We start from the raw sequence: 23,701 nt of genomic DNA on the forward strand, positions 1-23,701 counted from the left end.
CAAAACGAATGAGTGCACAAAATCTCGTGACACCCTCTGCCGAGGGCCTGGCTGCCTCGGTTCGCAGCGCGACGCGCAAAGGGCCGCCGCCGGTGCACCTGTGGAACCCGCCCTTTTGCGGGGATCTCGACATCCGGATCGCGCGGGACGGCACATGGTTCTACCTTGGTACGCCGATCGGGCGCTTTGAACTGGTCAGGCTGTTCTCGTCGATATTGAAGCTCGAAGATGGTAAATATTTCCTTGTCACGCCTGTCGAGAAGGTTGGCATCACGGTAGACGACGCGCCGTTCGTCGCTGTCGACTTCGCCGCCGAGGGGGACGGCGATGCGCAGGTCCTGACCTTTACCACACATGTGGGGGACGTGACCGTCGCAGGCAAGGACAACCCGATCCGCGTCCTGCGCGATCCGGAGACGGGCGAACCGTCGCCCTATGTGCATGTGCGCGCCGGGTTGGAGGCACTGATCGACCGAAAGAGCTTCTATCGGCTGGTCGAGATCGGTGCGCATCACGCGGTGGACGGGATCGACTGGTTCGGCCTGTGGTCGGGCGGCGTGTTCTTTCCGATGATCCCGTCGGCGGAGCTTCCGGGCTAGGGTTTCGGATCGCAAGGGGCGACCCGAGTCCGCCGCCCCCAAGGGTATTTCTGGTCCGAAGAAACAGCGGTCAGGACAGCAGCCGGGCCACCATCGGGCCTCCCGGGTCTTCCAGTCCTTCGATCACGTCGAAATGGTGCTTGCCCGGTTCGACCACGTGACCACAGCCCCAGGCGTTCGCGAGCCGTTCGGACTGGTCGAGCAGGGCGGGGCGTTCGTTCGCGCCGACCCAGATCGTGACAGGGACCCTCGGTTTTGCCTGATGCACCGGGCTTTCGGCGCGCGCCTCGGCCGCGTCGATGCGCAGGTCGGCGTTCATCGCGGTCTGCATGAGTGGTGCGAGGTCGGTGAGTGGCGAGATCGGCAGGATATGGGCGAGGCGGGCGGCAATCTCGTCTGGCAGGATGCCGGGCGCGGCCATGCGAGCGACCAGGTGCCCGCCGGCGGAATGGCCGGTGAGGCGGATCGGGCCGGGAACCTCTCGCGCGGCGAAGGTAACGGCCTGCGCGACCTGGCGGGTGATGTCTGTGATGCGGACGGTCGGGCAGAGATCGTAAGACGGTAGCGCCACCGCCGAGCCGCGCGCGCGGGCGCCTTCGGCCAGGTGCGACCAGCTGGACCGGTCGAAGGCCAGCCAGTAGCCGCCATGCACGAAGACGACGAGCCCGCGCGGCGAGCCCTCGGGCAGGAACAGATCGAGCGCCTGCCGCGTTCCGTCACCATAAGCCAGGCCCAGACGGGCGTGGCCCGTCTCGGACAGGCGGTTGCGAAAGGCCTCGGCCTTTTGCGCCCAGAGGGGTGGGTATGCCTCGAATCCGGGAGTATGCTTGGAAATGGAATAGGCGTCGCTCAGGTCCATGATCGGCTCACTCTGGGGGTGGACTTGCAGTTCATCAGATGATCTGGCTGTCGCCAAGCCGAAACGAAAGACGTCGGAGGACATCATGCTCGACCAAATGACCGATCTGAAAAGCCTGCTCAAGGACCCTTCGCTGCTGGAAACGCGCGCCTATGTCAACGGCGCCTGGGTGCAGGGCGAAAAGACGTTCGACGTGACCAACCCAGCCCGCGGCGACGTGATCGCCCAGGTCGCGGACCTGTCGCGCGAGCAGGTGGCCGGGGCGATCGACGCCGCCTATGCCGCGCAGAAGGAATGGGCCAAGTGGACCGGCAAGGAACGCGCCGCCGTGCTGCGCCGCTGGTTCGACCTGATGATGGCCAACCAGGAGGACCTGGGCACCATCATGACCGCCGAGCAGGGCAAGCCGCTGGCCGAGGCCAAGGGCGAGATCGCCTATGGCGCCGCCTTCATCGAGTTCTTCGCCGAGGAGGCCAAGCGCATCTACGGCGAGACGATCCCCGGCCATCAGCGCGACAAGCGCATCACCGTCATCAAGCAGCCGATCGGCGTCGCCGCCTCGATCACGCCGTGGAACTTCCCGAACGCGATGATCACCCGCAAGGCGGGACCGGCGCTGGCGGCGGGTTGTGCCTTTGTCGCACGCCCCGCATCCGAAACGCCGCTGTCGGCCATAGCGCTGGCGGTGCTGGCAGAGCGCGCCGGCATCCCGGCGGGTGTATTCAACGTGGTGCCGTCGTCGTCCTCGTCGGCGGTGGGCAAGGAGTTCTGCGAGAACCCCAAGGTGCGCAAGCTGACCTTCACCGGCTCGACCGAGGTGGGGCGAATCCTGCTGCGGCAGGCCGCCGACCAGGTGATGAAGTGCTCGATGGAACTGGGCGGCAACGCACCCTTCATCGTGTTCGACGACGCCGACCTCGATGCGGCGGTCGAGGGCGCGATCCTGTGCAAGTTCCGCAACAACGGCCAGACCTGCGTCTGTGCCAACCGGATCTACGTGCAGGAAGGGGTCTATGACGCCTTTGCCGAAAAGCTGGCAGCCCGCGTGGCCAGGATGAAGGTGGGTGACGGGCTGGAGCCGGGCACCGACCTTGGTCCGCTGATCAACACCGACGCCATCACCAAGGTGCAGGAGCACGTGGCCGACGCGCTCGCCAAGGGTGCCAAGGTGCTGATGGGTGGGGGCGAGCCGATGCAGGGGCCGGGCAACTTCCTGCCGCCGACCATCGTGACCGGCGTCACGCAGGACATGCTGGTGGCCAAGGACGAGACATTCGGCCCGATGGCGCCGCTGTTCGCGTTCAAGGACGAGGACGAGGTCATCGCGATGGCGAACGACACGATCTTCGGCCTGGCCTCGTATTTCTACGCCAAGGATCTCAGTCGCGTTTACAAGGTGGCCGAAGCGCTGGAATACGGCATCGTCGGCGTGAACACCGGCATCATCTCGACCGAGGTGGCGCCGTTTGGCGGGGTCAAGCAATCGGGCCTTGGCCGTGAAGGCAGCCATCACGGCATCGAGGATTACCTCGAGATGAAATATATCTGCATGACGGTCTGAGGCGGCGGTGGTGGGGCGGCCCAGCCAGGGTGACGGTCCCGCTGCCGCGACGCTGGCGGCGTGGCTCGAAGCCGCCCATGGCGGTGCGGGTACGCCCTGGCTGTCACGGGACGAGGCCTTGCTGCTGGCGCTTTACGCGCTGGAACGCGGCGAGGGCGTGTCGATGATGGAGGCCGCCTCCTACATGCTGCACGAACCCCCACGCGACATCGGCTGGGAGATCATCGGTGCCGATCTCCCGGGCGAGAACTGGGAGGATCACCGCGATCCCCGTCGTGCCTTCGTGCTGTTCCGGCGCAAGCTGCGGGATGCAGAACGATCCGGGGCGCGCCTGCAATACAAGCTCTGGCTGAGCCGCGCGGATGGCGATGGCTGAGACAGGAGTCGTCCGCATCCACCTGCCGCCGCCGGTGCGCGCGCGGGCCGAGGCGGGGCGCGATCCGTTCCTCTCTGCGCTGGGCGGTGTGCTGGAGGCGGCGGGGCTTTCCGTGGTCCTGCGCGATGACGGCCCGGCCGACCTGGTCGAGGCCGCGCATCTGCCTGGCCCGGCCATCTTTCGCATGATCGACCCGCCGCATCCGGATGGCGTGACCTTCCGGCGCGGCTATCTTGGGCCGTTCTGGCACATCGAGAAACATGGGCGGCGCTGGGACTGGCCGGTGGCGCGGGCGGCCTTCGATCCGTCGGAGGTGAACCCGCCGAAGGCCGCGCGCTTTGCCGGCAATTGGCGGCACCGGCTGTTTGGCGATGCGGTCGCCGTCGATGGCGGGTTCATCCTGGTGCCCTTGCAGGGGCGGCTGCTGGCGCAGCGGTCGTTCCAGACCTGCGCGCCGATGGCCATGCTGGATGCCGTGCTGCGCCACGACCCCCGCCCGGTTGTCGCCACGCTGCACCCACAGGAAACTTACAGCACACCCGAACTGGACGCCCTGCGGGCCCTGGCCGGGGTGCATCCGCGCCTGTCGGTGCAGACCGGCGGCTCGGACGCGCTGCTGCCGCGCTGCAGCTTTGTCGTGACGCAGAATTCCTCGGTCGCGCTCAAGGGCTTCCTGCTGGACAAGCCCGCCGTCCTGTTCGCGAGGATCGACTTTCACCATATCGGGCTGCGTGTGACAGAGATCGGGGCCGAGGCCGCTCTTGCCGCCGCCTCCGCGCACCGCCCCGATTTCGCGGCCTATCTGTGGTGGTTCTTCCGCCGCCACGCCATCGACATCTCGCGGCCCGACGCTGCGGCGCAGATCGCGGCGGCGCTGCGGCGGGCGGGTTGGGTCATCCCTTGAACCGGTTGCCCGCGGGCGCATCTATTGGCATCACCGAAAGACCAAGACCGACGGGAGACAGACGATGAAAGACGCCGCAACCACGGTGAAACCGCCGTTCCGCGCCGATCACGTGGGCAGCCTGCTGCGCCCGGCCGCCGTGGCCGAGGCACGCAAGGCTGGCATCACCGGCGCCGCGCTGAAGGAGATCGAGGATCGCGAGATCCCGAAACTCATCCGGATGCAGGAAGAGGCCGGGCTGAAATCCATCACCGACGGCGAGGCGCGCCGCGCCTTCTGGCACTACGACTTCATGGACATGCTGACCGGCCTCGACATCGAGCAGGACGATGGCGAGGGCTTCAACTTCAAGGGGGTCAAGACTCCGGGCGTGTTCCCGGCCATCAACGGGCCACTCGACTTTCCCGACGATCACCCGATGCTCGACCATTTCCGTTTCGTCGCGGACCACACCACGCAATGCCCCAAGATCTCGATTCCCGGCCCGTCCTGCGTGCATTTCCGTCTGGACCCCAAGCGCGTGCGGTACGCGCCATACAAGGATCTCGCGGTGCTGTTCGAAGACATCACAGCGACCTACCGCAAGGCCGTGGCAAAGTTCTACGAGGCGGGTTGCCGCTATCTCCAGATGGACGACATCTTCTTCGCCTATCTCTGCGATCCGAAACATCGCGCGCAGAAGGCCGAGGCAGGCATCGACCCGGACTGGCTGATCGGCAAGTATGCCGACATGCTGCGCGGCGCCATCGCCGACCGGCCCTCCGATATGACCATTGGGATGCACATGTGCCGCGGCAACTTCCGGTCGACCCACGCGGCCGAGGGCGCCTATGACCTCGCGGCCGAGGCGATCTTCTCGACCGGGGTGGACGTATTCTTCATGGAATACGACACCGACCGCGCCGGCGGGCTGGAGCCGCTGCGCCTGCTGCCGAAGGGGTCGCAGCGCATCATGCCCGGGTTCATCACCACCAAGACGCCGGAACTGGAATCGCTAGACTGGCTCAAGGCGAAATTCGACGAAGCGTCGAAATACGTCGATCTCGACCAGCTGGGCATCGCCCCGCAATGCGGGTTCGCCAGCACCGAGCATGGCAATGCCGTGACCGAGGACGACCAGCGCCGCAAGCTGGAACTGGTGGTGGCTTGCGCCGAGGCAATCTGGGGCGAGGCCTGATCGCCGGCCGTGGGGCATCGGCAAGCGAGGCGGGGACCATCCCCGCCCCTTTCTTTTCGCTTGCCAAGTCACGCGCTCCGGCGCATGGCTTTGTGCAGGGTCAGGCGATGGCGTCGCCTTGTTTCATACCCCACACGTCCTGAACGCCGGGATCTTGCTTTGCCAATGCGGCAGGGGAGGATCCCGCCGCGTGAAGGAGTGAACAAAATGGACCGTCCCCAGTTCTACCGCTTTCACCAGGGCGACCGCGTGCTGCCATTCGCCCCCGAGGAATATGACGCGCGCGTCAAAGGTCTGCGCGCCCGGATGGAGGATGCCGGCGTCGAGGCCTGCGTCTTCACCTCGATGCACAACATCGCCTATTACTCCGGCTTTCTCTATTGCAGCTTCGGCCGGCCCTACGGGCTGGTTGTGACGGCAACCGACAGTGTCACCATCAGTGCCGGGATCGACGCGGGCCAGCCCTGGCGGCGCTGCCACGGCGACAACATCACCTACACCGACTGGGCCCGGAACAACTACTGGCGCGCGGTCATGTCCGTCACCGGCGAAGGAAGTGTGATCGGATACGAAGCCGACCACCTGACGCTGGCGCAGCGCGACCTGATGGAAGACTTCCTGAAGCCCGCCGCGATGGTCGACATGGCACCCGCCACCATGCGCCAGCGCATGCACAAGTCGCCCGCCGAGATCGCCCTGATCCGGCATGGGGCGCAGGTGGCCGACGTGGGCGGCTATGCCATCCGCGACGCGATCCGCGAGGGCGTGCGCGAGATCGACGTCGCCATGGCCGGACGCGACGCAATGGAACTGGAAATCGCGAAACGCTTTCCCGATGCCGAATATCGCGACACCTGGGTCTGGTTCCAGTCCGGCATCAACACCGACGGGGCGCACAACCCGGTCACGGCGCGCAAGCTGCAACGCGGTGATATCCTGTCGCTGAACTGCTTCCCGATGATCTCGGGCTACTACACCGCTCTGGAACGGACACTGTTCGTGGGCGAAGTCGACGATGCCAGCCTGAAGATCTGGGAGGCGAACGTGGCCGCCCATGAATATGGTATCAGCCTGCTGCAACCGGGCGCCTCCTGCGCCGAGGTCACGCAGGCGGTCAACGCCTTCTTCGCGGAACGCGACCTGCTGCAATACCGCACCTTCGGTTACGGCCACAGCTTTGGCGTGCTGTCGCATTACTACGGACGCGAGGCCGGGCTGGAACTGCGCGAGGATATCGACACGGTGCTCGAACGGGGCATGGTCATCAGCATGGAACCGATGCTGACCCTCGCCGAAGGCCAGCCCGGCGCTGGCGGCTATCGCGAGCATGACATCCTCGTCATCACCGAGGGCGGCAACGAGAACATCACCGGCTATCCCTATGGGCCGGGGTTCAACGTCGTCTGAAGTACCATAAAGCGGGCGCGCGGCATCTTCTGTGCCGCGCGGCACTCGAGGCGGGCCGTCAGGCCCGCCGCCGCAACAGCGGCGACCAGGCGCGCAGGTCGCGCAGCGCCTTTAGCGTCGCGGCCACCGCCAGCGCGCAGAGCAGCGTCTTGGACAGTGGACCCATCGTTCCCTCGATCAACAGGGCGTGCACCACGCTGCCCGCGACCGTGACTGCGACCAGCGCGGAATGCGCCGGGCGCCACAGGCGCGGCGCGATGCGCAGTGGTCGGCGCAGTACGGCCAGCAGGGCGGCGCCGAACAGCGTCCACATGGCGACGACCCCCCAGGCTGAGAACGGCGTCGGCGAGGTGAAGGTCAGCGCGTCGATCACGTCCGGCGGGCTGGTCAGCCAGAGCCCGCCCACATGCAGCACGATGGCGGCGACCAGGGCCAGGCCGACGCCGCGATGCACCCGTCGCCCCCGCACACCTGCAAGGCCCGGCAGGTAGCCGCCCGCCAGCAGCGGCTGCACAAGGATCAACCCCAGCGCCGCCACCCCGGCCAGGCAAGCGGCGATGTAGACCGGGCCGCGCCAGGCCATCAGCGGGCTGGCCGCTGCAATGCCCAAGGGCAGCATGACCGCCGCCGCGACGGCGGCCCAGGCCAGCATCGCGCCGATCCGGGGCATGGCGGTCAGGCCGGTTGCAGCACGAAATGCGCGCTCAGGCTGATGTCACGCGGGCTGGGCATGACCGGGCGCAGGAACACCGTCTGGAAGGCCGGATCGTCATAGGCGAGGTGGCCATGCGGTTGGCCGAAGGCGGGCACGATCTGCGGCATTTCCAGCCGGAAGGTGCCGTCCGCCCGCGTCAGCGTGGCGCCGTGGCTGTGCGGGTCACGTTCGTGGCCCTCGGTCGTATGGGCCCAGATCTGGATGCGGATGCCTTCCAGCGGTGCGCCGTCACCCGCCCGCCGGACCGTGCCGGTCATCCAGAACCCGCCGCCGCCGATGCGTTCGACGATAGGGGCGCCGGGGCGGTAGTTGTTTGCGCCGCCGCGCATCGTCGGTGTCGGGGCAAGGCCCTGCGCGCGGGCCGGTACCACCAGGCCGGTCGCGGCGGTGATGAACGCCGCCCCGACACCGGCGGCAAGGAAACGGCGGCGTGTCTGCTGTGCCACGGTCATGGCGATGGTCTCCCCTCTGGCTCGTGTCATCTGGCGGCGCCGTATCCGGGCGCGCGCCTGTGTCGTTCTACACCAAGAATGGCGCGTCGCGGGCGGGATGGAACCGGGCTTACGCCTTTGTGATCGGGGTTCGGCGACCTGCGCCCGGGTTGTGGACAATTCGCGGCACCTGTCGCTTGATCGCTGAGCGCGCGAAGCGCATTCTTGGCGCATGATCGTTGCGCTGCTTGTTCCCTCGCTGATCCTGATCGCGCTCGCCATCCTGCTGACGCGCGCCATCGAACGCATGATGCCGGAAACCGTGCCGGGCATGGTCCTGACCGGGATCGTGGCGTCGATCCTGATGTGGCTGCTCTCCGGGGCGATGTTCGGTTGGTTCTACCTGCTGCGCGAGGCGCAGGTCGCCCCCATGCTGGGAACCGGCCGCGGCATGAGGCACCTTGCCGCGCTGGGCGGCAAGGCGGCGCTGATCTGGCTGCCGATCGTGCTGATCACCGTCGCCACCGCGCCGCGGCGCTGGAAAACCAACACCTGGTAGCTTGATTTCGCGCGCCCGCTGGGCCACCTCGGAAACAGGAGGCGGTCATGCTGGCGCTTGCGCGGTTCTTTATCCTCGGTTTTCTGGTGCTGACAGTGGTCTATGTCTCGCTGTCGCTCTATTCCCGTGCCGTGCGGCGCGACAAGCTCGAGGCCAAGTGGGACGAACACCCCGAGGGCGACCGGGACGCGTTTGTCCAGGCGGGCCTGAAGGAGTATGATCACAGCCTGCGCCGCAAGCTGATCCTGGGCGTCTACGTGGTGCCCATGGTGCTGATCGGCATTATCGTGTATCTGACGAATTTCCATTGAGGGGGCAGGCATGGTTTACGTGAAATGGGTCTTCATCACCCTGTTCTGGGCGGTGGTGGCGGCCTTCCTGCATTACACATTGCCGCAGACAGATATCGCGAGGGTGATCGACACCTATGAACGCAGGGTCGATTTCGGCGAGAACAGCTGGTTCTGGTCGGGCGCCGATACCGGCGAGGCGACGACGGGCGCGAACCGTGACGTCTTCTTCATCCAGACCCGCCGGGCCAATGGCAGCGTCATGGACTACCGAAACGAGGATACCGGCTGGGGCTGGCCGCCCTATTTCAAGTTCGACACCTCGAACCTCCAGGCCGAGGCGGCCGACCTGCGCTCGACGTCCGAGAGCCCGCGCTGGGTCGCGATCAAGCATTACGGCTGGCGCAACGAGTTCATCTCGATCTATCCCAACGCGATCTCTATCCGGGCGGTGGACGGCCCGGACGTCACCATCATCCCCTGGCTCAACATAGTAATCCTGACCACGCTGTTCGGCACGATCTGGGCGATCTGGGTGCGCTGGCGGCGGTTCCGTGAAAACCGGCTGGACCCGCTGTTCGAGCGGATCGGAGACCGTATCGCAGGAGTCAGGTAACGCCTCAATCCCCCAGCTTGGCGTGCACCTCGTCGAGGTCGATCTCGCCCAGTGGCAACTTGTTGGCCGGGTTGTCGAAATCGTAGCGGAACAGCTGAAAGTCCCGGTGGTAGATTTCCTTCATCAGGTGCATCGACAGGTCGTCGAAGTAGTCCTCGACCGGGTGCAGGCGTTTCGGCCCGTGACCCTCTGACTCGTTAAAACGCGGGATCGTGCCCAGGTCGACGGGGTAGGGCGTCTGCACGTTGTCCAGAACGGTCTGCATTCCCTCGTTGAACTTCTCGGTCCAGAAGATGTGGCGATAGCGCCCGCCATTCACGATGAAGGTCGAGACATGGCCCGACACGGACGACCAGTGAATGTCCGGCTCCATCGGGCGGCGCCAGCGGATCGTGTCGCGCACGAACAGCAGGAAGCGGCGGAAACTGCGGACCTGGTCGAATTCCTCGGTCCCGTCGTCGCCGCCCACCTCGATCCCGTATTTCTGGATCAGCAGCGGCACGAGATTGCCGCGATACCGCTTGCCGTTGCGCTGGATGCCGCAAATCTTGTCGAAGAAGGACGACAGAACCCGCGAATACGGGTTGCGCACGCAGGTGAACGTATAGCCCGTGCGCGTCTTGATGCTGGCCTTGATGATGGGCTGGCTGTGTTCCTGCGCCCATTTGTGCAGGCCCTCGGTGGCGTCGTGGACGTCGCCATCATAGAACCGCCCGTGGTCCGAGTAATACATGATCTGCCCGATGGTCGAGCAGGCGCATTTCGGCACCACCCGATACACCATGCTCTGGCTTTCGGTCATCCACGTCCCGGGAAAGGCCATGCGGTTCGCCCCTGAGGTTTTTTGTCCTTGTGCCGCGGCTTTCTTTGCAAAACGCTAAGAAAGCCGGTTTAATCCGGCCTCAACCCTTCCTAGAAACATAAACAATCGGGCGAAAAAAGGGCGGATGGTTGACTGAATGGCAAGAATTGCCTTCATCCTGCTGTGTCACAAGGACCCTGACGCCATCATCCGGCAGGCTCAAAGCCTGACCGCCGTGGGCGATTTCATCGCCATCCATTTCGACGGCCGCGCGCCCGACGCCGACTACCGCCGCATCCGCGCCGCGCTGAAGGACAACGATCGCGTGACCTTCCCGAAACGGCGCATCAAGTGCGGCTGGGGGGAATGGAGCCTGGTGGATGCCACCCTGCGCACGGTTCAGGCCGCTGCCGACGCCTTTCCGCGGGCGACGCATTTCTACATGGTCTCCGGCGACTGCATGGCGATCAAGTCGGCGCAATATGCGCGCGACTTTCTTGACCGGCGCGACTGCGATTACATCGAAAGCGTGGATTTCTTCCGCTCGAACTGGATCGCGACCGGCTGGCGCGAGGAACGGCTGGTCTATCGCCACTATGTCAACGAGCGGAAATACCGCCGCCTGTTCTACGCCATGTTCGAGGTGCAGAAGCGCCTCGGGCTGAAGCGGAAGATCCCCGATGACCTCGAGGTGATGATCGGCAGCCAATGGTGGTGCCTGCGCCGCCGCACCGTCGAGGCGGTCCTGGCCTTTGCCAAACGGCGGCGCGACGTGCTGCGCTTCTTCCGCACCACATGGATCCCCGACGAGACGTTTTTCCAGACCGCCGTGCGCCACCTGATCCCCGGGCACGAGATCGACAGCCGCACGCTGACCTTCCTTATGTTTTCCGACTACGGCATGCCGGTCACTCTGTATAACGACCATTACGACCTGCTGCTGGCGCAGGATTTCCTCTTTGCTCGCAAGATCAGCCCCCATGCCACCGAGCTGAAGCGCCGGTTGGGCGTGCTCTGGGCGGCAGAGGGCGTGCGCTTTCGCATCTCGAACGAGGGGCGACAACTCTACAAGTTTCTGGCCGCCAAGGGCCGCGAGGGCCGCCGGTTCGCGCCGCGGTTCTGGGAAAAGGAAAGCACGTTGGGGCGCGAGCGCGAACTGCTGATCGTGATCTGCAAGAAATGGCACGTGGCCAAGCGCCTGGTCGAACGCATCCGCCAGATGACCAACGTCCCCTGCATCGAATACCTGTTCAACGAGGAGGCCTGCGACCTGCCCGACCTCGGCGGTATCGAGAAGAGCCTTGCCAAGCGCCACCGCCACCGCCGCGCGCTGATGCGGATGCTCTACGACTATTACGGCACCGACCGGATGGTGATCTGCGTCGATCCGCTCAACCTCGATCTGCTGGAGGATTTCGGCCGCGACCGCGCCGTGACCCGGATGCTGGAGATCGAGTGCGTTTTTTCCGATGACTACCTCGTGGGCCATGCGATGCGCTCTGGCCTGGCGGGGGACCGCACCCCGCGCGAGACGGTGGACCGCCTGCTGCCCACGGTGCGCAACGACATCCTGCACGAAAGCGACCGCATCCGGGATGCGCATTTCGACCATTTCCACCGCATGCGCGAGGCGGATCGCCCCGAGGCGAACGCGCAGGCGCTGCAACTGTTTCTCGGCGTGACCGAGGCGCAGGCGCTGGACCTCGCCCGGACCGAACACCTGTTCTCGGATTGACGGCGCGGGGGTGGATTGCTCTACAGGGGCAAAATCCGGAGAGACGCCATGGCCTATACCTATGACGACCAGAACATCTTCGCGAAGATCCTGCGCGGAGAGATTCCCAACCAGACGGTGCTGGAGACCGAGCACAGCATTGCCTTTCGCGATATCGCCCCGCAGGCGCCGACCCATGTGCTGGTGGTTCCCAGGGGGCCCTATGTCTGCTTCGACCATTTCGCGCAGACGGCCTCCGAGGCCGAGATCGTTGATTACGTCCGCGCCATCGGCGAGGTCTGCAAGATGGAAGGCGTCGAGGAGGACGGGTTCCGCCTGATCGCCAATGCGGGCCGGGCGGGCGTGCAGGAGGTGCCGCACCTGCATGTGCATATCCTTGCGGGGCGTCCGCTGGGCCGGATGCTGACCCGGGACTGATCCATCGGAGCGGCTGCGCCGCGCAGGTTTGTCTTGCGTTCGGGCCACGCAGGCCTCGGGGGCTTTGCCCCCGAACCCCCGCGCTATTATTCAACCCAAGAAGTTGGCAGTCTGGGATCGCTCCCGGAGCGGTCGATCGCTGTGTCGCGGACTTTTCCACTTCGTCTTGCCTGATGAACTCAGGGGGCCGGGGCCAGAGCCCCCGGCGCCATCCGCAAGGAACCCGGCTATGGGCCGCGAACCGCGCCTCAGGTGCTGCGGGTCAGCGACAGGAAGACATCCTGGAGGTCGGCCTGTTCGGTGCGCACGTCGCGGATGCGGATACCGGCGGCGCGCACCGCCTCGAGCACCGCCTCGGCGCCGGTTTCACGCGCGCGGTAGCTGATTGCGATGGTGCCGTCCTCTCGGGTTTCGGCGATCAACCCTTTGCCATGGGGCAGGCGGTCGGCCGGGGTCTCGGGGTGGATCACCATCGTCTTGGCATCGAGCTGGCCCAGCAAGTTCGCGGTGCTGTCGCGCGCCACAAGTTGCCCGTGGTTGATGATGGCGATCTCGTCGCACATTTCCTCGGCCTCCTCGAGGTAGTGGGTGGTGAGGATGATGGTCATGCCGTTGTCGCGGTTCAGCTTGCGCACGTTCGACCAGAGCATCTGGCGCAATTCGATGTCGACGCCGGCGGTGGGCTCGTCCAGCACCAGAACCTGCGGCGCGTGGACCAGTGCCTTGGCCAGCAGCAGGCGGCGGCGCATGCCGCCCGAAAGGGTCCGCGCATAGGCCTCGGCCTTGTCGCTGAGGCCGACCATTTCGAGGATCTCGTCGCTGCGGCGCTGGGATTTCGGCACGCCGTAAAGGCCCGCCTGCACCTCGAGCGCGCCGCGCGGCGTGAAGAACGGGTCGAGGTTCAGCTCCTGCGGCATGACGCCGATCGCCGCGCGGGACTGGCGCGGGTTGCGGTCCTGGTCCCAGCCCCAGATCTGCACGTGGCCGGCGGACTTGGTCACGAGGCCCGCGAGGATGTTGATCATCGTCGACTTGCCGGCGCCGTTCGGACCCAGCAGGCCGAAGATCGACCCGGCGGGAACCGTCAGGTCGATGCCCTTCAGCGCCTGCTTGCCGCCGGCATAGGTTTTCTTCAGCCCTTCGATGCGGATCGCGTCCTGTGTCATGCCGTCCCCTTGCCCATGGCTGCCGGATTGCCCATAACGCAAGCGACAAGGGACATGCAAAGGGAAGACGGCCGATGACCATCGAGGCGCCCGAGACGAAGATCGTCGACAGCCACCGCATCGCCTGCGACGGCGGGGAGGGGGCTTTGGGCCATCCGCGCGTCTGGCTGTCCATCCCGCACGAGACGGGGTTCGTCGAATGTCCCTATTGCGACGCGAAATACGTGCATCGCGATTTCGAGGGCAAGGTCTGATCGCCGGCCCTGCACGGCGTGGCTGGTTGCGGGAGCCTCCGGCGGGAGTTTATCTGGCAAGATGAAGGGCTGGGTGGCGCAGGGCGGCCCGCATCGTTGCGTTTGACGGAGGGGAAGACATGGCGTTCGGCAAGGGGTGCCACCTGCATCTGATCGACGGGTCGGCCTATATCTTTCGTGCCTTCCATGCGCTGCCGCCGCTGACGCGCAAGTCGGACGGGCTGCCGATCGGGGCGGTGTCTGGCTTCTGCAACATGTTGCAGCGCTATATCGACGGCAACAACGGGTCGGACGCGCCGACCCACGTGGCGGTGATCTTCGACAAGGGCAGCCACACGTTCCGCAACGACCTCTACGACCTTTACAAGGCCAACCGCGAGGCGATGCCCGAGGATTTGCGTCCGCAGATCCCGCTGACGCGCGAGGCGACGCGGGCCTTCAACATCGCCTGCGAAGAGATCGAGGGCTTCGAGGCGGACGACATCATGGCGACGCTGGCGCGACAGGCCCGTGAAGCGGGCGGGCGCGTCACCATCCTGTCCTCGGACAAGGACCTGATGCAGTTGGTGGGCGACGGCGTCGACATGCTCGACCCGATGAAGAACAAGCGGATCGACCGCGAGGGCGTGATCGAGAAGTTCGGCGTGCCCCCCGAGCGGGTGGTGGATGTGCAGGCGCTGGCCGGGGATTCGGTCGACAACGTGCCCGGGGCGCCTGGCATCGGGATAAAGACCGCGGCGCTGCTGATCAACGAGTTCGGCTCGCTGGAGGACTTGCTGGATCGGGCGGAGGAAGTGCCCCAGCCCAAGCGGCGCCAGACCCTGATCGAGATGCGTGAGCAGATCGAATTGTCGAAGAAGCTTGTGCAGTTGGACGACCGGATGGCGTTGCCGTTTTCCCTCGATGATCTCGAGGTGCGGCCGCCCGAGCCTGAAAAGCTGATGGCCTTCCTGACGCAGATGGAGTTCCGCACGCTGACGCGGCGGATCGCCGAGAGCCTGGGCATCGAGGCGCCGGCGATCCCCGACACTACGCCAGAGGGCGCGAACCCCGACACCGACGCGCCCCCGCCGCCGCCCGTGGCTCCCGAGGCCTACGAATGCGTGCGCGACATGGTGGCGCTGGAACGCTGGATTGCGCAGGCGCGGGACCGGGGCTGGGTCGCCTTCGACACCGAAACCACGGGTCTCAACGAGATGACCTGCGATCTGGTTGGCGTATCGCTGTGTGTCGAGGCGGGGACCGCCTGTTACGTCCCGCTGGCGCATCGGGCACCCGGGGCGGATGATCTGTTCGGTTCGTCCGAGCTGCTGGAGGGGCAGATCCCGATGGACCGGGCTCTGGCCGCTCTCAAGCCGCTGCTGGAGGATCCGGCGGTGCTGAAGATCGGCCAGAACATGAAGTACGATGCCAAGGTGATGGCGCGCTATGGCATCCGGATCGCGCCGATCGACGACACGATGCTGATGTCCTACGCGATGAATGCGGGCCTGCACGGGCATGGCATGGACGCGTTATCGGAGCGCTACCTGTCGCATACGACCATCCCGATCAAGGACATGATCGGCAGCGGCAAGGCGCAGATCACCTTTGACCGGGTCGGGATCGAGGAGGCGACGAAATACGCCGCCGAGGATGCGGACGTGACGCTGCGCCTCTGGCAGAGCTTCAAACCGCAGTTGCACCGCGTGCAGGTGACCCGGGTCTACGAGGGTCTGGAACGGCCCCTGGTGCCGGTTCTGACCGAGATGGAGATGGCCGGGATCAAGGTGGATCGCAACGTGCTCAGCCGCATGTCGGGCGCATTCGCGCAGAAGATGGCGCAGCTGGAGGAGGAGATCCACCAGCTGGCGGGCGAGGCGTTCAACGTGGGAAGTCCCAAGCAGCTGGGCGAGATCCTGTTCGACAAGATGGGGATCGAGGGAGGCAAGAAGGGCAAGACCGGGGCCTATGCCACCGGGGCCGACATCCTAGAGGACCTGGCGACGGAGCATGAACTGCCACGCCGGGTGCTGGACTGGCGACAGATCAGCAAGCTGAAATCGACCTATACCGACGCGTTGCAGGACCACATCAACCCGGACACGGGGCGGGTGCACACGTCCTATTTGATCGCGGGGGCGAACACCGGGCGGTTGGCCTCGAACGATCCGAACCTCCAGAACATTCCCGTTCGCAGCGAGGAAGGGCGGCGCATCCGCGAAGCCTTTGTCGCCGACGAGGGCAAGGTCCTGGTATCGCTGGACTACAGCCAGATCGAATTGCGCATCCTGGCGCACATGGCCGACATCCCGGCGCTGAAAGAGGCGTTCCGCGAGGGGCAGGACATCCATGCGATGACCGCGTCCGAGATGTTCAACGTGCCGCTCGACCAGATGACGCCGGATATCCGCCGGCAGGCCAAGGCGATCAATTTCGGCGTGATCTACGGGATTTCGGGCTTTGGCCTGGCGCGCAACCTGCGGATTCCGCGGGCCGAGGCGCAGGGTTTCATCGACCGCTATTTCGAGCGCTTCCCCGGCATCCGGCAATACATGGACGACACGGTGGCCTTCGCGAAGGAACACAAGCGGGTCGAGACGATGTTCGGGCGGCGAATCCATACGCCCGAGATCGGTGCCAAGGGACCGCGCGCGGGGTTCGCGCAGCGTGCCGCGATCAACGCGCCGATCCAGGGCACGGCGGCGGATATCATCCGGCGCGCCATGATCCGGATGCCTGCCGCGATCGCGGGCCTGCCCGCGCGGATGCTGTTGCAGGTGCATGACGAATTGCTGTTCGAGGTCGACAAGGCTGCGGCGGAGGATTTGATCGGCATTGCCCGTGATGTCATGGAAGGCGCGGCAGAGCCGGTGGTAAAACTGGACGTGCCGCTGATCGTCGATGCCGGGCAGGGCGCGAACTGGGCCGAGGCGCACTGAGGGGGGTCTGCCCCCGTCGCGCGGTGCGCGACTCTCCCTGGATGTTTGAGGCCAGAAGACGTCTCAGCCGAAGAAGCGGTTGGCAACCGGGCCGGTCATGTGGGCGATCTGGCCGCCCGCGATGGTGGCGACGATCTGGCGATCCGCGTCCATCACGATCAGATCGGCGCGCAGGCCGGGATCCAGCCTGCCCCGGTCGGCGAGGCCCAGCAGCCGGGCGGGGCCTTCGGAGACAAGGCGCCAGGCGGCGGCCTCGTCCAGCAGGCCCAGTTCCACGCAGCGCCATGCTGCTCGGGCGGGCGATGGATAGTGGTAATCCGAGGCCAGCGCATCGCAAAGCCCCGACGCGATCAGGTCGAGCGCCGAGGCGTTGCCCTTGTGGCTGGCGCCGCGCACGGCGTTGGGCGCACCGAGGACGATGGGCTCGCCATGGGCACGGGCGGCCTGTGCGGCGTCGAGGGTTTCAGGGAATTCAGCGATGCTTGCGCCCCGCGCGCGCCATGCCGCGCGGTCTGCGGCGGTTTGGTCGTCGTGGCTGCCGAGGGTCACACCGACAGCGGTCAGGCGGGCGCAGAGCGCGTCCAGCGCTGCGGGCACCTGCGGGCCGCGCGCGTGCAGGTCCATCAGCATTGCGAAATGCGCCTCGGGGCTGCGCCCGGATTTCAGCGCCTGCCCGGTCAGGCGAGGCGGTTTGCGTCCCTCCGACAGGCGGTCATGGGGCAGGTGGTCGTTGAACACGACATAGCCGATCCGGTGACGCTGGATCGCGGCCTCGGCCCGGTCGAATCCGTCGAGCAGGTGGGTTTCCAGCCGCAGTTGCGCGCGCAGGTCGACCGGCACGGTCGGGCGGGCCTTGTCGATTGCGTCGAACACGGTTTCGGCGAAATCCGGGCCGCGCAGCCCGCCTTCCCAGCTCCAGAACTGGGCGAACATGGCGGTGGTGATGCCGCAGGTGGCGAGCTCGGCCGCGGCGGCGCGGATCCCGGCGGCGCTTTCGCGCAGGGCGCCGCGGCGCGGGGCCATGTGCCGTTCGAACCCGTCGCCATGGGCATCGACGATGCCCGGCAGGATGCTGTAGCCGGTCAGGTCGATGACGTGGCTCTCGGGCGCGTCGGTGATGATCCCGTCTGCGATGGAGAGCGGCGCGCTGTCCCATCCGCCGGGACGCAGCACGCGGGCGCCGGCAAAGGTCAGTGGGATCACGGCTTGCGGTCCGGGCAGTCGTCACGCAGCAGACAGCGCAGCTCGTCGGTGAGGAAGTAGTCGCCCCAGTCCAGTTCGATGTCGAACCGACCCTCTTCGAGGAAGAGGGCGACCTGCGCCATCACCCTTGGATCCTGCATGATGAAGGTGTGGGTGACGTTCATCGTGATATGGGCAGCCATGCCCTCGACCTTGGTCGCCTCGACCGAAACCTTGCCATCGTCAAGCCCGGGGATCATGGCGGAGAAGACGGGGTTCAGCGTCTTGTTCCCGGCGATGATGCCCAGCGGGAAATCCACCGCCGGCAGGGCAGGGGGCAGGCCGTCCGTTCCCAGCTGCATCCCGGCGGGACCGTTCAACCATTCGAAAAGCTCGAGGCTTCCCAGTTCGTCGACCAGTTCGCTGCCCTTGTTCGGCGGCGCGAGCATGACGACCCGGCCCAATCGCTCGGGCCGGTGGCGGGGCATCCAGAACCGCAGCAGGATTCCGCCCATCGAATGAGTGACGAAATGCACGGTGCGCTCGCCGCAGGCGGCGACGGCCTCGGGCAGCGCCTCTTCGGCGAGGGTCTGGACCCGGAACTCGGTCGAGGGATAGCCGGGCACGATCACCTCGTAATCGCGCAGACGAAAGAATTCGGCCATCAGGGCAAAGGAGTATTCGCTGCGCGCGAGGCCATGCAGCATCACGATGCAGTCCTTCGCCGCGGCGGGTGCAGCGGTCAGGCACAGGCAGAGGGCGAGGAGGCGGCGCATGTGCATGGCATAGCCGCCGCGCCGCGCCTATGAAAGAGGGGAAAGGAGCGCATCCCATGCCAAACCCCCGACTCGCCGTGCGCGCGGTGATCCTGCACGAGGACCGGTTGTTGCTGGTCAACGCCTATGCCGGAGACCGGTCGGACCTTTGGTGCGCGCCGGGCGGCGGGGTCGAACGCGGCGCCAGCTTGCCCGACAACCTGGCGCGCGAGGTCTTCGAGGAGACGGGCCTGCGGATCGCCGTCGGAGCGCCCTGCCTCGTGAACGAGTTCCATGATCCGGCAGGCACGTTCCACCAGGTCGAGGTGTTCTTTCGCGCGCGGATCGTCGAAGGGGTTCTGGACGAGGCATGGCGCGACCCCGACGGCGTGGTGTCACGGCGGGGTTTCTTTACCCGCGAGGCGGTGGCGGCGCTGCGGCTGAAGCCGTCGAGCCTGCCGCAGGTCGCCTGGCAGCGGGGCTTCGGATACGATCCGCTGGAGGCGATCGTGTCGTGACGCGCTCGGCAGGGGGACCTCGCCCTACTTGAGGACGGAAAGCGCCACGCCGCCGAGCACCGCGACCGAGGCCAAGACGAATTGCGTGGTCAGTGCCTCGCCCAGGAACAGCATGCCGCCCGCCATGGCGATGACAGGGACGGTGAGTTGCGCCACCGCGGCGACGGTGCCCGGCAGTTGCGGCAGCACCCGATACCACAGCGCATAACCCAGGCCCGAAGTCAGCGCACCAGAGACGATTGCCAGCGTCAGGCCGGTTGCGCTCAGTGACACGATCTCGGCCGGGGTGGGCAGGGCCATCGCCAGCAGCAGGCCCAGCGGTGCGGCGAGCAGGAAATTCGCCGCTGTCGCCATCAGCGGGTCACGCGCCTTGCGCCCGGTCAGAGAATACGCGCCCCAGCCGATCCCGGCCGCGACCATCGCCAGCCCGTGCAGCGGCGACAACGTCGTGCCTGTGCCGGGCCAGAGCAGCCAGGCGAGCCCCGCAAAGGCCAGCGCCGCCCCGGCCCAGCGCCGTCCCGGCGGGCGTTCGCCGCCTGCAAGGCTGCCTGCGAACATCGTCACCTGCACCGTGCCGAACAGGATCAGTGCACCGAGGCCCGCGTCCAGCGCAAGGTAGGCGGTGGAAAACCCGTAGATGTAGACCAGCAGGCTTAGAACGCCCGCGACCCGTCCCGGCCCGCCCAGGGCAATCCCGCGTCGCAGGATCAGCACCAGCAGCGTTAGAATAGCGGCGCCCGCGATCAGGCGGATCGTGCCGAATCCCGGCGCGTCGATGCCGTCGCCGGCCAGCGCGGCGCGGTTCAGAACGGAATTGGCGGCGAAGGCCACCATGGTCAGGGCGGTCAGAAGAAACAGGCGCATGGCGCAGCGTTACGCCATCGCGCCGGCGCCGAACAGGGGTCAGGCGACCATCTGCTCTGCCTTGCGCAGGTCGACCGAGACCAGCTGGCTGACGCCCTGCTCCTGCATTGTGACGCCGAACAGGCGATCCATCCGCGCCATCGTCACCGCGTGGTGGGTGATGATGAGGAAGCGCGTGTCGGTCCGGCGGCACATCTCATCCAGCATGTCGCAAAAGCGGGTCACGTTGGCGTCGTCGAGCGGCGCGTCGACCTCGTCCAGAACGCAGATCGGCGCCGGATTCGCCAGGAACACGCCAAAGATCAGCGCCAGTGCGGTCAGCGTCTGTTCACCGCCCGAGAGCAGCGACAGTGTCGACAGTTTCTTGCCCGGCGGCTGGCACATGATTTCAAGGCCGGCCTCCAGCGGGTCGTCGGATTCGACCATCACGAGGTTCGCCTCACCGCCGCCGAAGAGGTGTGTGAACAACATCGAGAAGTTGGCGTTCACCTGCTCGAAGGCGGTCAGCAGGCGTTCCCGCCCCTCGCGGTTCAAGCTGGCGATGCCGTTGCGCAGGGCACGCACCGCGTCTTCGAGGTCGGCCTTTTCGCGCTGGAGTTCGTCATGCTCGGTCTGGACCTCGCGGGCGTCCTCCTCGGCACGCAGGTTGACGGCGCCCAACGCATCGCGCTGGCGTTTCAGGCGGTTGACCTCGGCCTCGATCTGGTCGGCCTGGTCCATCGCTTCGGGATCGACGGCGAGTTGCGTCAGCAGCACGTCCGGCGTGGTTTCCAGGTCCTCGGTGATGCGCTCGGCGGCAAAGGCCACCGTCTCGCGCGCGGCGTCCAGCCGAGCCTCGGCCCGGGCGCGGGATTCGCGCGCCTCGCCGGCCAGACGCTCGGCCTCGCGTTCGGTCATGGCGGCTTCGCGCAGCGCACCCTCGGCGGCTGACAGCGCATCGCTGGCGTCGGCCTTGCGTCCCTCGGCCTCGGTGATGGCGGCGGAGAGTTCGTCGCGCTTGGCGGTCAGTTCGGCAGGAACGGTCGCGGCGTCGCGCAACTCGGCCTCTGACTGAGTCTTGCGGTCGGAAAGCTCGGTCGCGCGCTTTTCGGCGGTCTCGAGCCTGTGCCGCCAACCGGACAGCTCCTTGGTCACCTGCTGGCGGCGACCCTTGCGCGCCTCGCCCTCGCGGCGCAATTCGTCATGGGTGGAACGGCGGGCCATCATCGTCATCCGCGCGGCCTCGACCGTCATGCGGATGTCCTCGACACGGGCGCGCGATTCTTCGAGATCGTCCAGCCCGGCAATGGCGCGTTCGGCCTCCAAAAGGACGCCGCGTGCCGCGGTGGCCTCGTCATCGAAGCGGGTCACCGCCAGCCTGGCGCTGTCCAGACGGCTTTCGGCCATGGCGCGGTCGGCCTCGGCCCGGCTGAGGGCGCGGGCGGTGTCGGTCACGCGCTGGTCGGCGGCGCGGCGGGCCTCGCGCGCGGCCTTGTCGGCGCCGGTCAGGTCGGCGAGGCGCTGCGACAGCGCCTCGTGCGCGGCGCGGGTACCGTCCAGCCGGGCCTGCGCCGAGGCCATTTCCTGTTTCAGCGATTCCAGCCGGTTCAGCTGTTCCAACCGCAGCGCCGCGGCCGAGGGCTGATCCTCGGCCCAGGCGCGGTAGCCGTCCCAGCGCCACAGGTCGCCCTCCAGCGAGACCAGCCGCTGGCCCGGTTTCAGCAGGGGTTGCAGGCGCGGCGCGTCCTCGGCGTCGATCAGGCCGATCTGCGCCATGCGCCGGGCCAACACCTCGGGGACCGAGACATGGTTTGTCAGCGCGGTCACACCCTCGGGCAGGGGCTGGTCGCGGTCATAGGCGGGCAGCACCGTCCAGCCGGTCGGGCCGTCGGCGGCGACCTCGGGGGCGCGCAGGTCGTCGGCCAGCGCGGCGCCCAGCGCCTTTTCGAACCCCTGTTCGACCTGCAAGCGGTCGAGGATTTGCCCGCCCTCGGCGGTGTCTCGGTCCAGCAACCGGGCCAACGCCGTCACCTCGGCGCGCAGCGCGTTCATCAGCCCTTCGGCCTCTGACCGTTCGCCCCGCGCCTCGGCCTCGCGGACCTGTGTCTCGGCGCGGGCGGCCTCGGCCTCTTGCAGGGTCTCTTCGGCGCGCAGGGCCAGGTCCTGCGCGGCGGATTGCTCTTCGATGGCATGCTCAGCGGCGTCGCGGGCGGTGGCGAGGGTCTCGCCCGCCTGCTCGACGGTTTCGCGCGCGCGGTTGGCCTCGGTTTCGGCCCGCTCCAGCGTCTTGCGGCAATCGGAGAGATAGCGTTGCGCGGACTGGTGACGCGCCGACAGCCGCGCCATGTCCTCGGTCTGGGTGGCGAGATCGGATTCGCGCGCCTGAAGCACGCTGGCTGCCTCGGACGCGCCCTCTGCCGCCTCGGCCAGACGGTCGTCATGGCCCTCGGATGCCTTGTCGAGTTCGCGCGCCTCCCATTCCAGTCTCTGGATCGTCTCGCCCGCGTCGCGGTTCAGCCCGGCCTCGCGCTCGATGTCGCGGGCCAGCTGTTCGATGCGGCGTTCCAGCGTGGCGATGGCGTCCTGCGCGCGGGCCTCCTGTTCGGTCAGGGCGTCGCGCTGCACCACCAGCCGTTGCAGGATGGCGGCGGCGATGGCCTCTTCCTCGCGCAGGGGGGGCAGGGTGTCCTCGGCGGCCTGGCGGCGCTCGGACGCCTCGCGCGACAGGCGCTCGGCCTTGGCGGCGGCGGTAATGCGCTCGCGGTGGTCGGCCTCGGCGCGCAGGCGGGCCTCGTCGGCCTCGCGCCAGCGGCGATAGAGCAACAAGCCCTCGGCCCGGCGCAATTCCTCGCCGATGGCGCGATAGCGCGCGGCCTGCTTGGCCTGCCGGTCCAGCTGTGCCAGCTGGTTGGCAAGCTGTTCCAGCACGTCGTCGACGCGCAGCAGGTTGGCCTCGGTCCCCTTCAGCTTCAGCTCGGCCTCGTGCCGGCGCTGATACAGGCCGCCGATCCCGGCGGCATCCTCCAGCACCCGGCGGCGGTTCTTGGGCTTGGCATTGATCAGTTCCGAGATCTGCCCCTGCCGCACCAGCGCCGGAGAGGTCGATCCGGTCGAGGCGTCGGCGAACAGCATCTGGACATCGCGCGCCCGCGTATCCTTGCCGTTCACCTTGTAGGCGCTGCCCACGTCGCGAGTGATGCGGCGCACGATGTCCAGATGGTCGCTGTCATTGTAGCCGGCGGGCGCCAGCCGGTCGGAATTGTCGATGGTCAGGCAGACCTCGGCAAAGTTGCGTGCCGGGCGCGAGGCGGCCCCGGCAAAGATCACGTCCTCCATCCCGCCGCCGCGCATGGCGGTGGGGCGGTTCTCGCCCATGACCCAGCGCAATGCTTCGAGCAGGTTGGATTTGCCGCAGCCATTTGGCCCCACGACTCCGGTCAGGCCCCGAGCGATGATGAGATCGGTCGGGTCGACGAAGCTCTTGAAGCCGGTCAGTCTGAGCTTGGTAAAGCGCATGGCGGCAGACCTTGTTTCACAGGGTCCAAGTCTGGAATCCGGCCAAGGGTCGAGTCAAGGGCACGAACCGCGTATTTGGCGTGACAGCCTGATTTGTC

23 protein-coding genes are annotated in these 23,701 nt (G+C 66.8%); 14 read left to right on the forward strand and 9 right to left on the reverse strand.

Features of this window, described 5'->3' with window-relative positions; all coding sequences use genetic code 11:
- Positions 1–8: 8 nt before the first annotated feature.
- Positions 9–599, forward strand: a complete 591-nt coding sequence (locus tag KB874_RS16920; protein ID WP_212537739.1) for a DUF1285 domain-containing protein — start codon at positions 9–11, stop codon at positions 597–599.
- A 70-nt stretch (positions 600–669) separates the two neighbouring features.
- Here the strand turns inward: KB874_RS16920 and KB874_RS16925 are convergent, their stop codons facing one another.
- Complete coding sequence (locus KB874_RS16925; protein ID WP_212537740.1) at positions 670–1,458, reverse strand: alpha/beta hydrolase; 789 nt, start codon at positions 1,456–1,458, stop codon at positions 670–672.
- Between the two features lie 85 nt (positions 1,459–1,543).
- Between KB874_RS16925 and KB874_RS16930 the strand changes: the two genes are divergently transcribed.
- From KB874_RS16930 to KB874_RS16950, 5 genes are all read left to right on the forward strand, one after another.
- Positions 1,544–3,019, forward strand: a complete 1,476-nt coding sequence (locus KB874_RS16930; RefSeq protein WP_212537741.1) for an NAD-dependent succinate-semialdehyde dehydrogenase — start codon at positions 1,544–1,546, stop codon at positions 3,017–3,019.
- Positions 3,020–3,029: 10 nt separating this feature from the next.
- A complete protein-coding gene (locus tag KB874_RS16935; RefSeq protein ID WP_212537742.1) occupies positions 3,030–3,395 on the forward strand; it encodes a hypothetical protein in 366 nt (121 codons plus the stop codon).
- Positions 3,388–4,299, forward strand: coding sequence for a hypothetical protein (locus tag KB874_RS16940; RefSeq protein ID WP_212537743.1), 912 nt, complete (start codon positions 3,388–3,390; stop codon positions 4,297–4,299). Before KB874_RS16935 ends, KB874_RS16940 begins: the two co-directional genes overlap by 8 nt.
- Before the next feature lie 64 nt (positions 4,300–4,363).
- A complete protein-coding gene (locus tag KB874_RS16945) occupies positions 4,364–5,476 on the forward strand; it encodes a 5-methyltetrahydropteroyltriglutamate--homocysteine S-methyltransferase (protein ID WP_212537744.1) in 1,113 nt (370 codons plus the stop codon).
- A gap of 207 nt (positions 5,477–5,683) precedes the next feature.
- On the forward strand, positions 5,684–6,883 hold the full coding sequence (locus tag KB874_RS16950; protein WP_212537745.1) for a M24 family metallopeptidase: 1,200 nt from the start codon (positions 5,684–5,686) through the stop codon (positions 6,881–6,883).
- 58 nt (positions 6,884–6,941) lie between these two features.
- On the opposite strand, the gene KB874_RS16955 is transcribed toward KB874_RS16950, so the two are convergent.
- Positions 6,942–7,553: a ferric reductase-like transmembrane domain-containing protein gene (locus KB874_RS16955; protein WP_212537746.1), complete on the reverse strand. Its 612-nt coding sequence runs from the start codon at positions 7,551–7,553 to the stop codon at positions 6,942–6,944.
- Positions 7,554–7,558: 5 nt separating this feature from the next.
- Positions 7,559–8,050, reverse strand: coding sequence for a peptidase associated/transthyretin-like domain-containing protein (locus KB874_RS16960; protein WP_212537747.1), 492 nt, complete (start codon positions 8,048–8,050; stop codon positions 7,559–7,561).
- Positions 8,051–8,261: 211 nt separating this feature from the next.
- On the opposite strand from KB874_RS16960, the gene KB874_RS16965 reads away from it, so the two are divergent.
- The 3 genes from KB874_RS16965 to KB874_RS16975 are packed head-to-tail and all read left to right on the forward strand — an operon-like array spanning position 8,262 to position 9,494.
- Entirely contained in the window at positions 8,262–8,588 is a 327-nt protein-coding gene (locus tag KB874_RS16965; RefSeq protein ID WP_212537748.1) for a hypothetical protein, read from the forward strand.
- 47 nt (positions 8,589–8,635) lie between these two features.
- Positions 8,636–8,899, forward strand: a complete 264-nt coding sequence (locus KB874_RS16970) for a hypothetical protein (protein ID WP_212537749.1) — start codon at positions 8,636–8,638, stop codon at positions 8,897–8,899.
- 10 nt (positions 8,900–8,909) lie between these two features.
- On the forward strand, positions 8,910–9,494 hold the full coding sequence (locus KB874_RS16975) for a DUF1523 family protein (RefSeq protein ID WP_212537750.1): 585 nt from the start codon (positions 8,910–8,912) through the stop codon (positions 9,492–9,494).
- Positions 9,495–9,498: 4 nt separating this feature from the next.
- On the opposite strand, the gene KB874_RS16980 is transcribed toward KB874_RS16975, so the two are convergent.
- Positions 9,499–10,317 carry a sulfotransferase family protein gene (locus KB874_RS16980; RefSeq protein WP_212537751.1) on the reverse strand — a complete coding sequence of 273 codons (819 nt, stop codon included), beginning with the start codon at positions 10,315–10,317 and terminating at the stop codon, positions 9,499–9,501.
- A gap of 136 nt (positions 10,318–10,453) precedes the next feature.
- Between KB874_RS16980 and KB874_RS16985 the strand changes: the two genes are divergently transcribed.
- On the forward strand, positions 10,454–12,031 hold the full coding sequence (locus tag KB874_RS16985) for a DUF5928 domain-containing protein (RefSeq protein WP_212537752.1): 1,578 nt from the start codon (positions 10,454–10,456) through the stop codon (positions 12,029–12,031).
- Positions 12,032–12,079: 48 nt separating this feature from the next.
- Positions 12,080–12,448, forward strand: coding sequence for a histidine triad nucleotide-binding protein (locus tag KB874_RS16990; protein WP_212537753.1), 369 nt, complete (start codon positions 12,080–12,082; stop codon positions 12,446–12,448).
- A gap of 248 nt (positions 12,449–12,696) precedes the next feature.
- Here KB874_RS16990 and KB874_RS16995 read toward each other — a convergent pair whose 3' ends face one another.
- On the reverse strand, positions 12,697–13,614 hold the full coding sequence (locus KB874_RS16995) for an ABC transporter ATP-binding protein (RefSeq protein ID WP_212537754.1): 918 nt from the start codon (positions 13,612–13,614) through the stop codon (positions 12,697–12,699).
- 74 nt (positions 13,615–13,688) lie between these two features.
- Between KB874_RS16995 and KB874_RS17000 the strand changes: the two genes are divergently transcribed.
- Positions 13,689–13,868 carry a zinc-finger domain-containing protein gene (locus KB874_RS17000; protein WP_212537755.1) on the forward strand — a complete coding sequence of 60 codons (180 nt, stop codon included), beginning with the start codon at positions 13,689–13,691 and terminating at the stop codon, positions 13,866–13,868.
- 119 nt (positions 13,869–13,987) lie between these two features.
- The gene (polA, locus tag KB874_RS17005) at positions 13,988–16,789 is read left to right on the forward strand and encodes a DNA polymerase I (RefSeq protein WP_212537756.1); all 2,802 of its coding nucleotides are present in this window, start codon (positions 13,988–13,990) and stop codon (positions 16,787–16,789) included.
- A 63-nt stretch (positions 16,790–16,852) separates the two neighbouring features.
- Here polA and KB874_RS17010 read toward each other — a convergent pair whose 3' ends face one another.
- The gene (locus KB874_RS17010) at positions 16,853–17,992 is read right to left on the reverse strand and encodes an alpha-D-ribose 1-methylphosphonate 5-triphosphate diphosphatase (protein ID WP_212537757.1); all 1,140 of its coding nucleotides are present in this window, start codon (positions 17,990–17,992) and stop codon (positions 16,853–16,855) included.
- Positions 17,989–18,747, reverse strand: a complete 759-nt coding sequence (locus KB874_RS17015; protein ID WP_212537758.1) for an esterase/lipase family protein — start codon at positions 18,745–18,747, stop codon at positions 17,989–17,991. The genes KB874_RS17010 and KB874_RS17015 overlap by 4 nt, the downstream gene beginning before the upstream one ends.
- Before the next feature lie 56 nt (positions 18,748–18,803).
- Here KB874_RS17015 and KB874_RS17020 point away from each other — a divergent pair, with 56 nt between their 5' ends.
- Positions 18,804–19,244 carry an NUDIX domain-containing protein gene (locus KB874_RS17020; protein WP_212537759.1) on the forward strand — a complete coding sequence of 147 codons (441 nt, stop codon included), beginning with the start codon at positions 18,804–18,806 and terminating at the stop codon, positions 19,242–19,244.
- A 24-nt stretch (positions 19,245–19,268) separates the two neighbouring features.
- Here the strand turns inward: KB874_RS17020 and KB874_RS17025 are convergent, their stop codons facing one another.
- Entirely contained in the window at positions 19,269–20,108 is an 840-nt protein-coding gene (locus KB874_RS17025; RefSeq protein WP_212537760.1) for a DMT family transporter, read from the reverse strand.
- A 39-nt stretch (positions 20,109–20,147) separates the two neighbouring features.
- On the reverse strand, positions 20,148–23,603 hold the full coding sequence (smc, locus tag KB874_RS17030) for a chromosome segregation protein SMC (RefSeq protein ID WP_212537761.1): 3,456 nt from the start codon (positions 23,601–23,603) through the stop codon (positions 20,148–20,150).
- Positions 23,604–23,701 lie beyond the last annotated feature (98 nt).

The sequence above is a fragment of the Thetidibacter halocola genome, from assembly GCF_018224955.1.
In the GTDB taxonomy this organism is placed as follows: domain Bacteria; phylum Pseudomonadota; class Alphaproteobacteria; order Rhodobacterales; family Rhodobacteraceae; genus Thetidibacter; species Thetidibacter halocola.

Bases quoted from the DNA above. Each gene is read 5' to 3' on its own strand.
- KB874_RS16920 (WP_212537739.1), top strand. From the start codon at position 9: ATGAGTGCACAAAATCTCGTGACACCCTCTGCCGAGGGCCTGGCTGCC.
- KB874_RS16925 (WP_212537740.1), bottom strand. From the start codon at position 1,458: ATGGACCTGAGCGACGCCTATTCCATTTCCAAGCATACTCCCGGATTC.
- KB874_RS16930 (WP_212537741.1), top strand. From the start codon at position 1,544: ATGCTCGACCAAATGACCGATCTGAAAAGCCTGCTCAAGGACCCTTCG.
- KB874_RS16940 (WP_212537743.1), top strand. From the start codon at position 3,388: ATGGCTGAGACAGGAGTCGTCCGCATCCACCTGCCGCCGCCGGTGCGC.
- KB874_RS16945 (WP_212537744.1), top strand. From the start codon at position 4,364: ATGAAAGACGCCGCAACCACGGTGAAACCGCCGTTCCGCGCCGATCAC.
- KB874_RS16950 (WP_212537745.1), top strand. From the start codon at position 5,684: ATGGACCGTCCCCAGTTCTACCGCTTTCACCAGGGCGACCGCGTGCTG.
- KB874_RS16955 (WP_212537746.1), bottom strand. From the start codon at position 7,553: ATGCCCCGGATCGGCGCGATGCTGGCCTGGGCCGCCGTCGCGGCGGCG.
- KB874_RS16960 (WP_212537747.1), bottom strand. From the start codon at position 8,050: ATGACCGTGGCACAGCAGACACGCCGCCGTTTCCTTGCCGCCGGTGTC.
- KB874_RS16965 (WP_212537748.1), top strand. From the start codon at position 8,262: ATGATCGTTGCGCTGCTTGTTCCCTCGCTGATCCTGATCGCGCTCGCC.
- KB874_RS16970 (WP_212537749.1), top strand. From the start codon at position 8,636: ATGCTGGCGCTTGCGCGGTTCTTTATCCTCGGTTTTCTGGTGCTGACA.
- KB874_RS16975 (WP_212537750.1), top strand. From the start codon at position 8,910: ATGGTTTACGTGAAATGGGTCTTCATCACCCTGTTCTGGGCGGTGGTG.
- KB874_RS16980 (WP_212537751.1), bottom strand. From the start codon at position 10,317: ATGGCCTTTCCCGGGACGTGGATGACCGAAAGCCAGAGCATGGTGTAT.
- KB874_RS16985 (WP_212537752.1), top strand. From the start codon at position 10,454: ATGGCAAGAATTGCCTTCATCCTGCTGTGTCACAAGGACCCTGACGCC.
- KB874_RS16990 (WP_212537753.1), top strand. From the start codon at position 12,080: ATGGCCTATACCTATGACGACCAGAACATCTTCGCGAAGATCCTGCGC.
- KB874_RS16995 (WP_212537754.1), bottom strand. From the start codon at position 13,614: ATGACACAGGACGCGATCCGCATCGAAGGGCTGAAGAAAACCTATGCC.
- KB874_RS17000 (WP_212537755.1), top strand. From the start codon at position 13,689: ATGACCATCGAGGCGCCCGAGACGAAGATCGTCGACAGCCACCGCATC.
- polA (WP_212537756.1), top strand. From the start codon at position 13,988: ATGGCGTTCGGCAAGGGGTGCCACCTGCATCTGATCGACGGGTCGGCC.
- KB874_RS17015 (WP_212537758.1), bottom strand. From the start codon at position 18,747: ATGCGCCGCCTCCTCGCCCTCTGCCTGTGCCTGACCGCTGCACCCGCC.
- KB874_RS17020 (WP_212537759.1), top strand. From the start codon at position 18,804: ATGCCAAACCCCCGACTCGCCGTGCGCGCGGTGATCCTGCACGAGGAC.
- KB874_RS17025 (WP_212537760.1), bottom strand. From the start codon at position 20,108: ATGCGCCTGTTTCTTCTGACCGCCCTGACCATGGTGGCCTTCGCCGCC.
- smc (WP_212537761.1), bottom strand. From the start codon at position 23,603: ATGCGCTTTACCAAGCTCAGACTGACCGGCTTCAAGAGCTTCGTCGAC.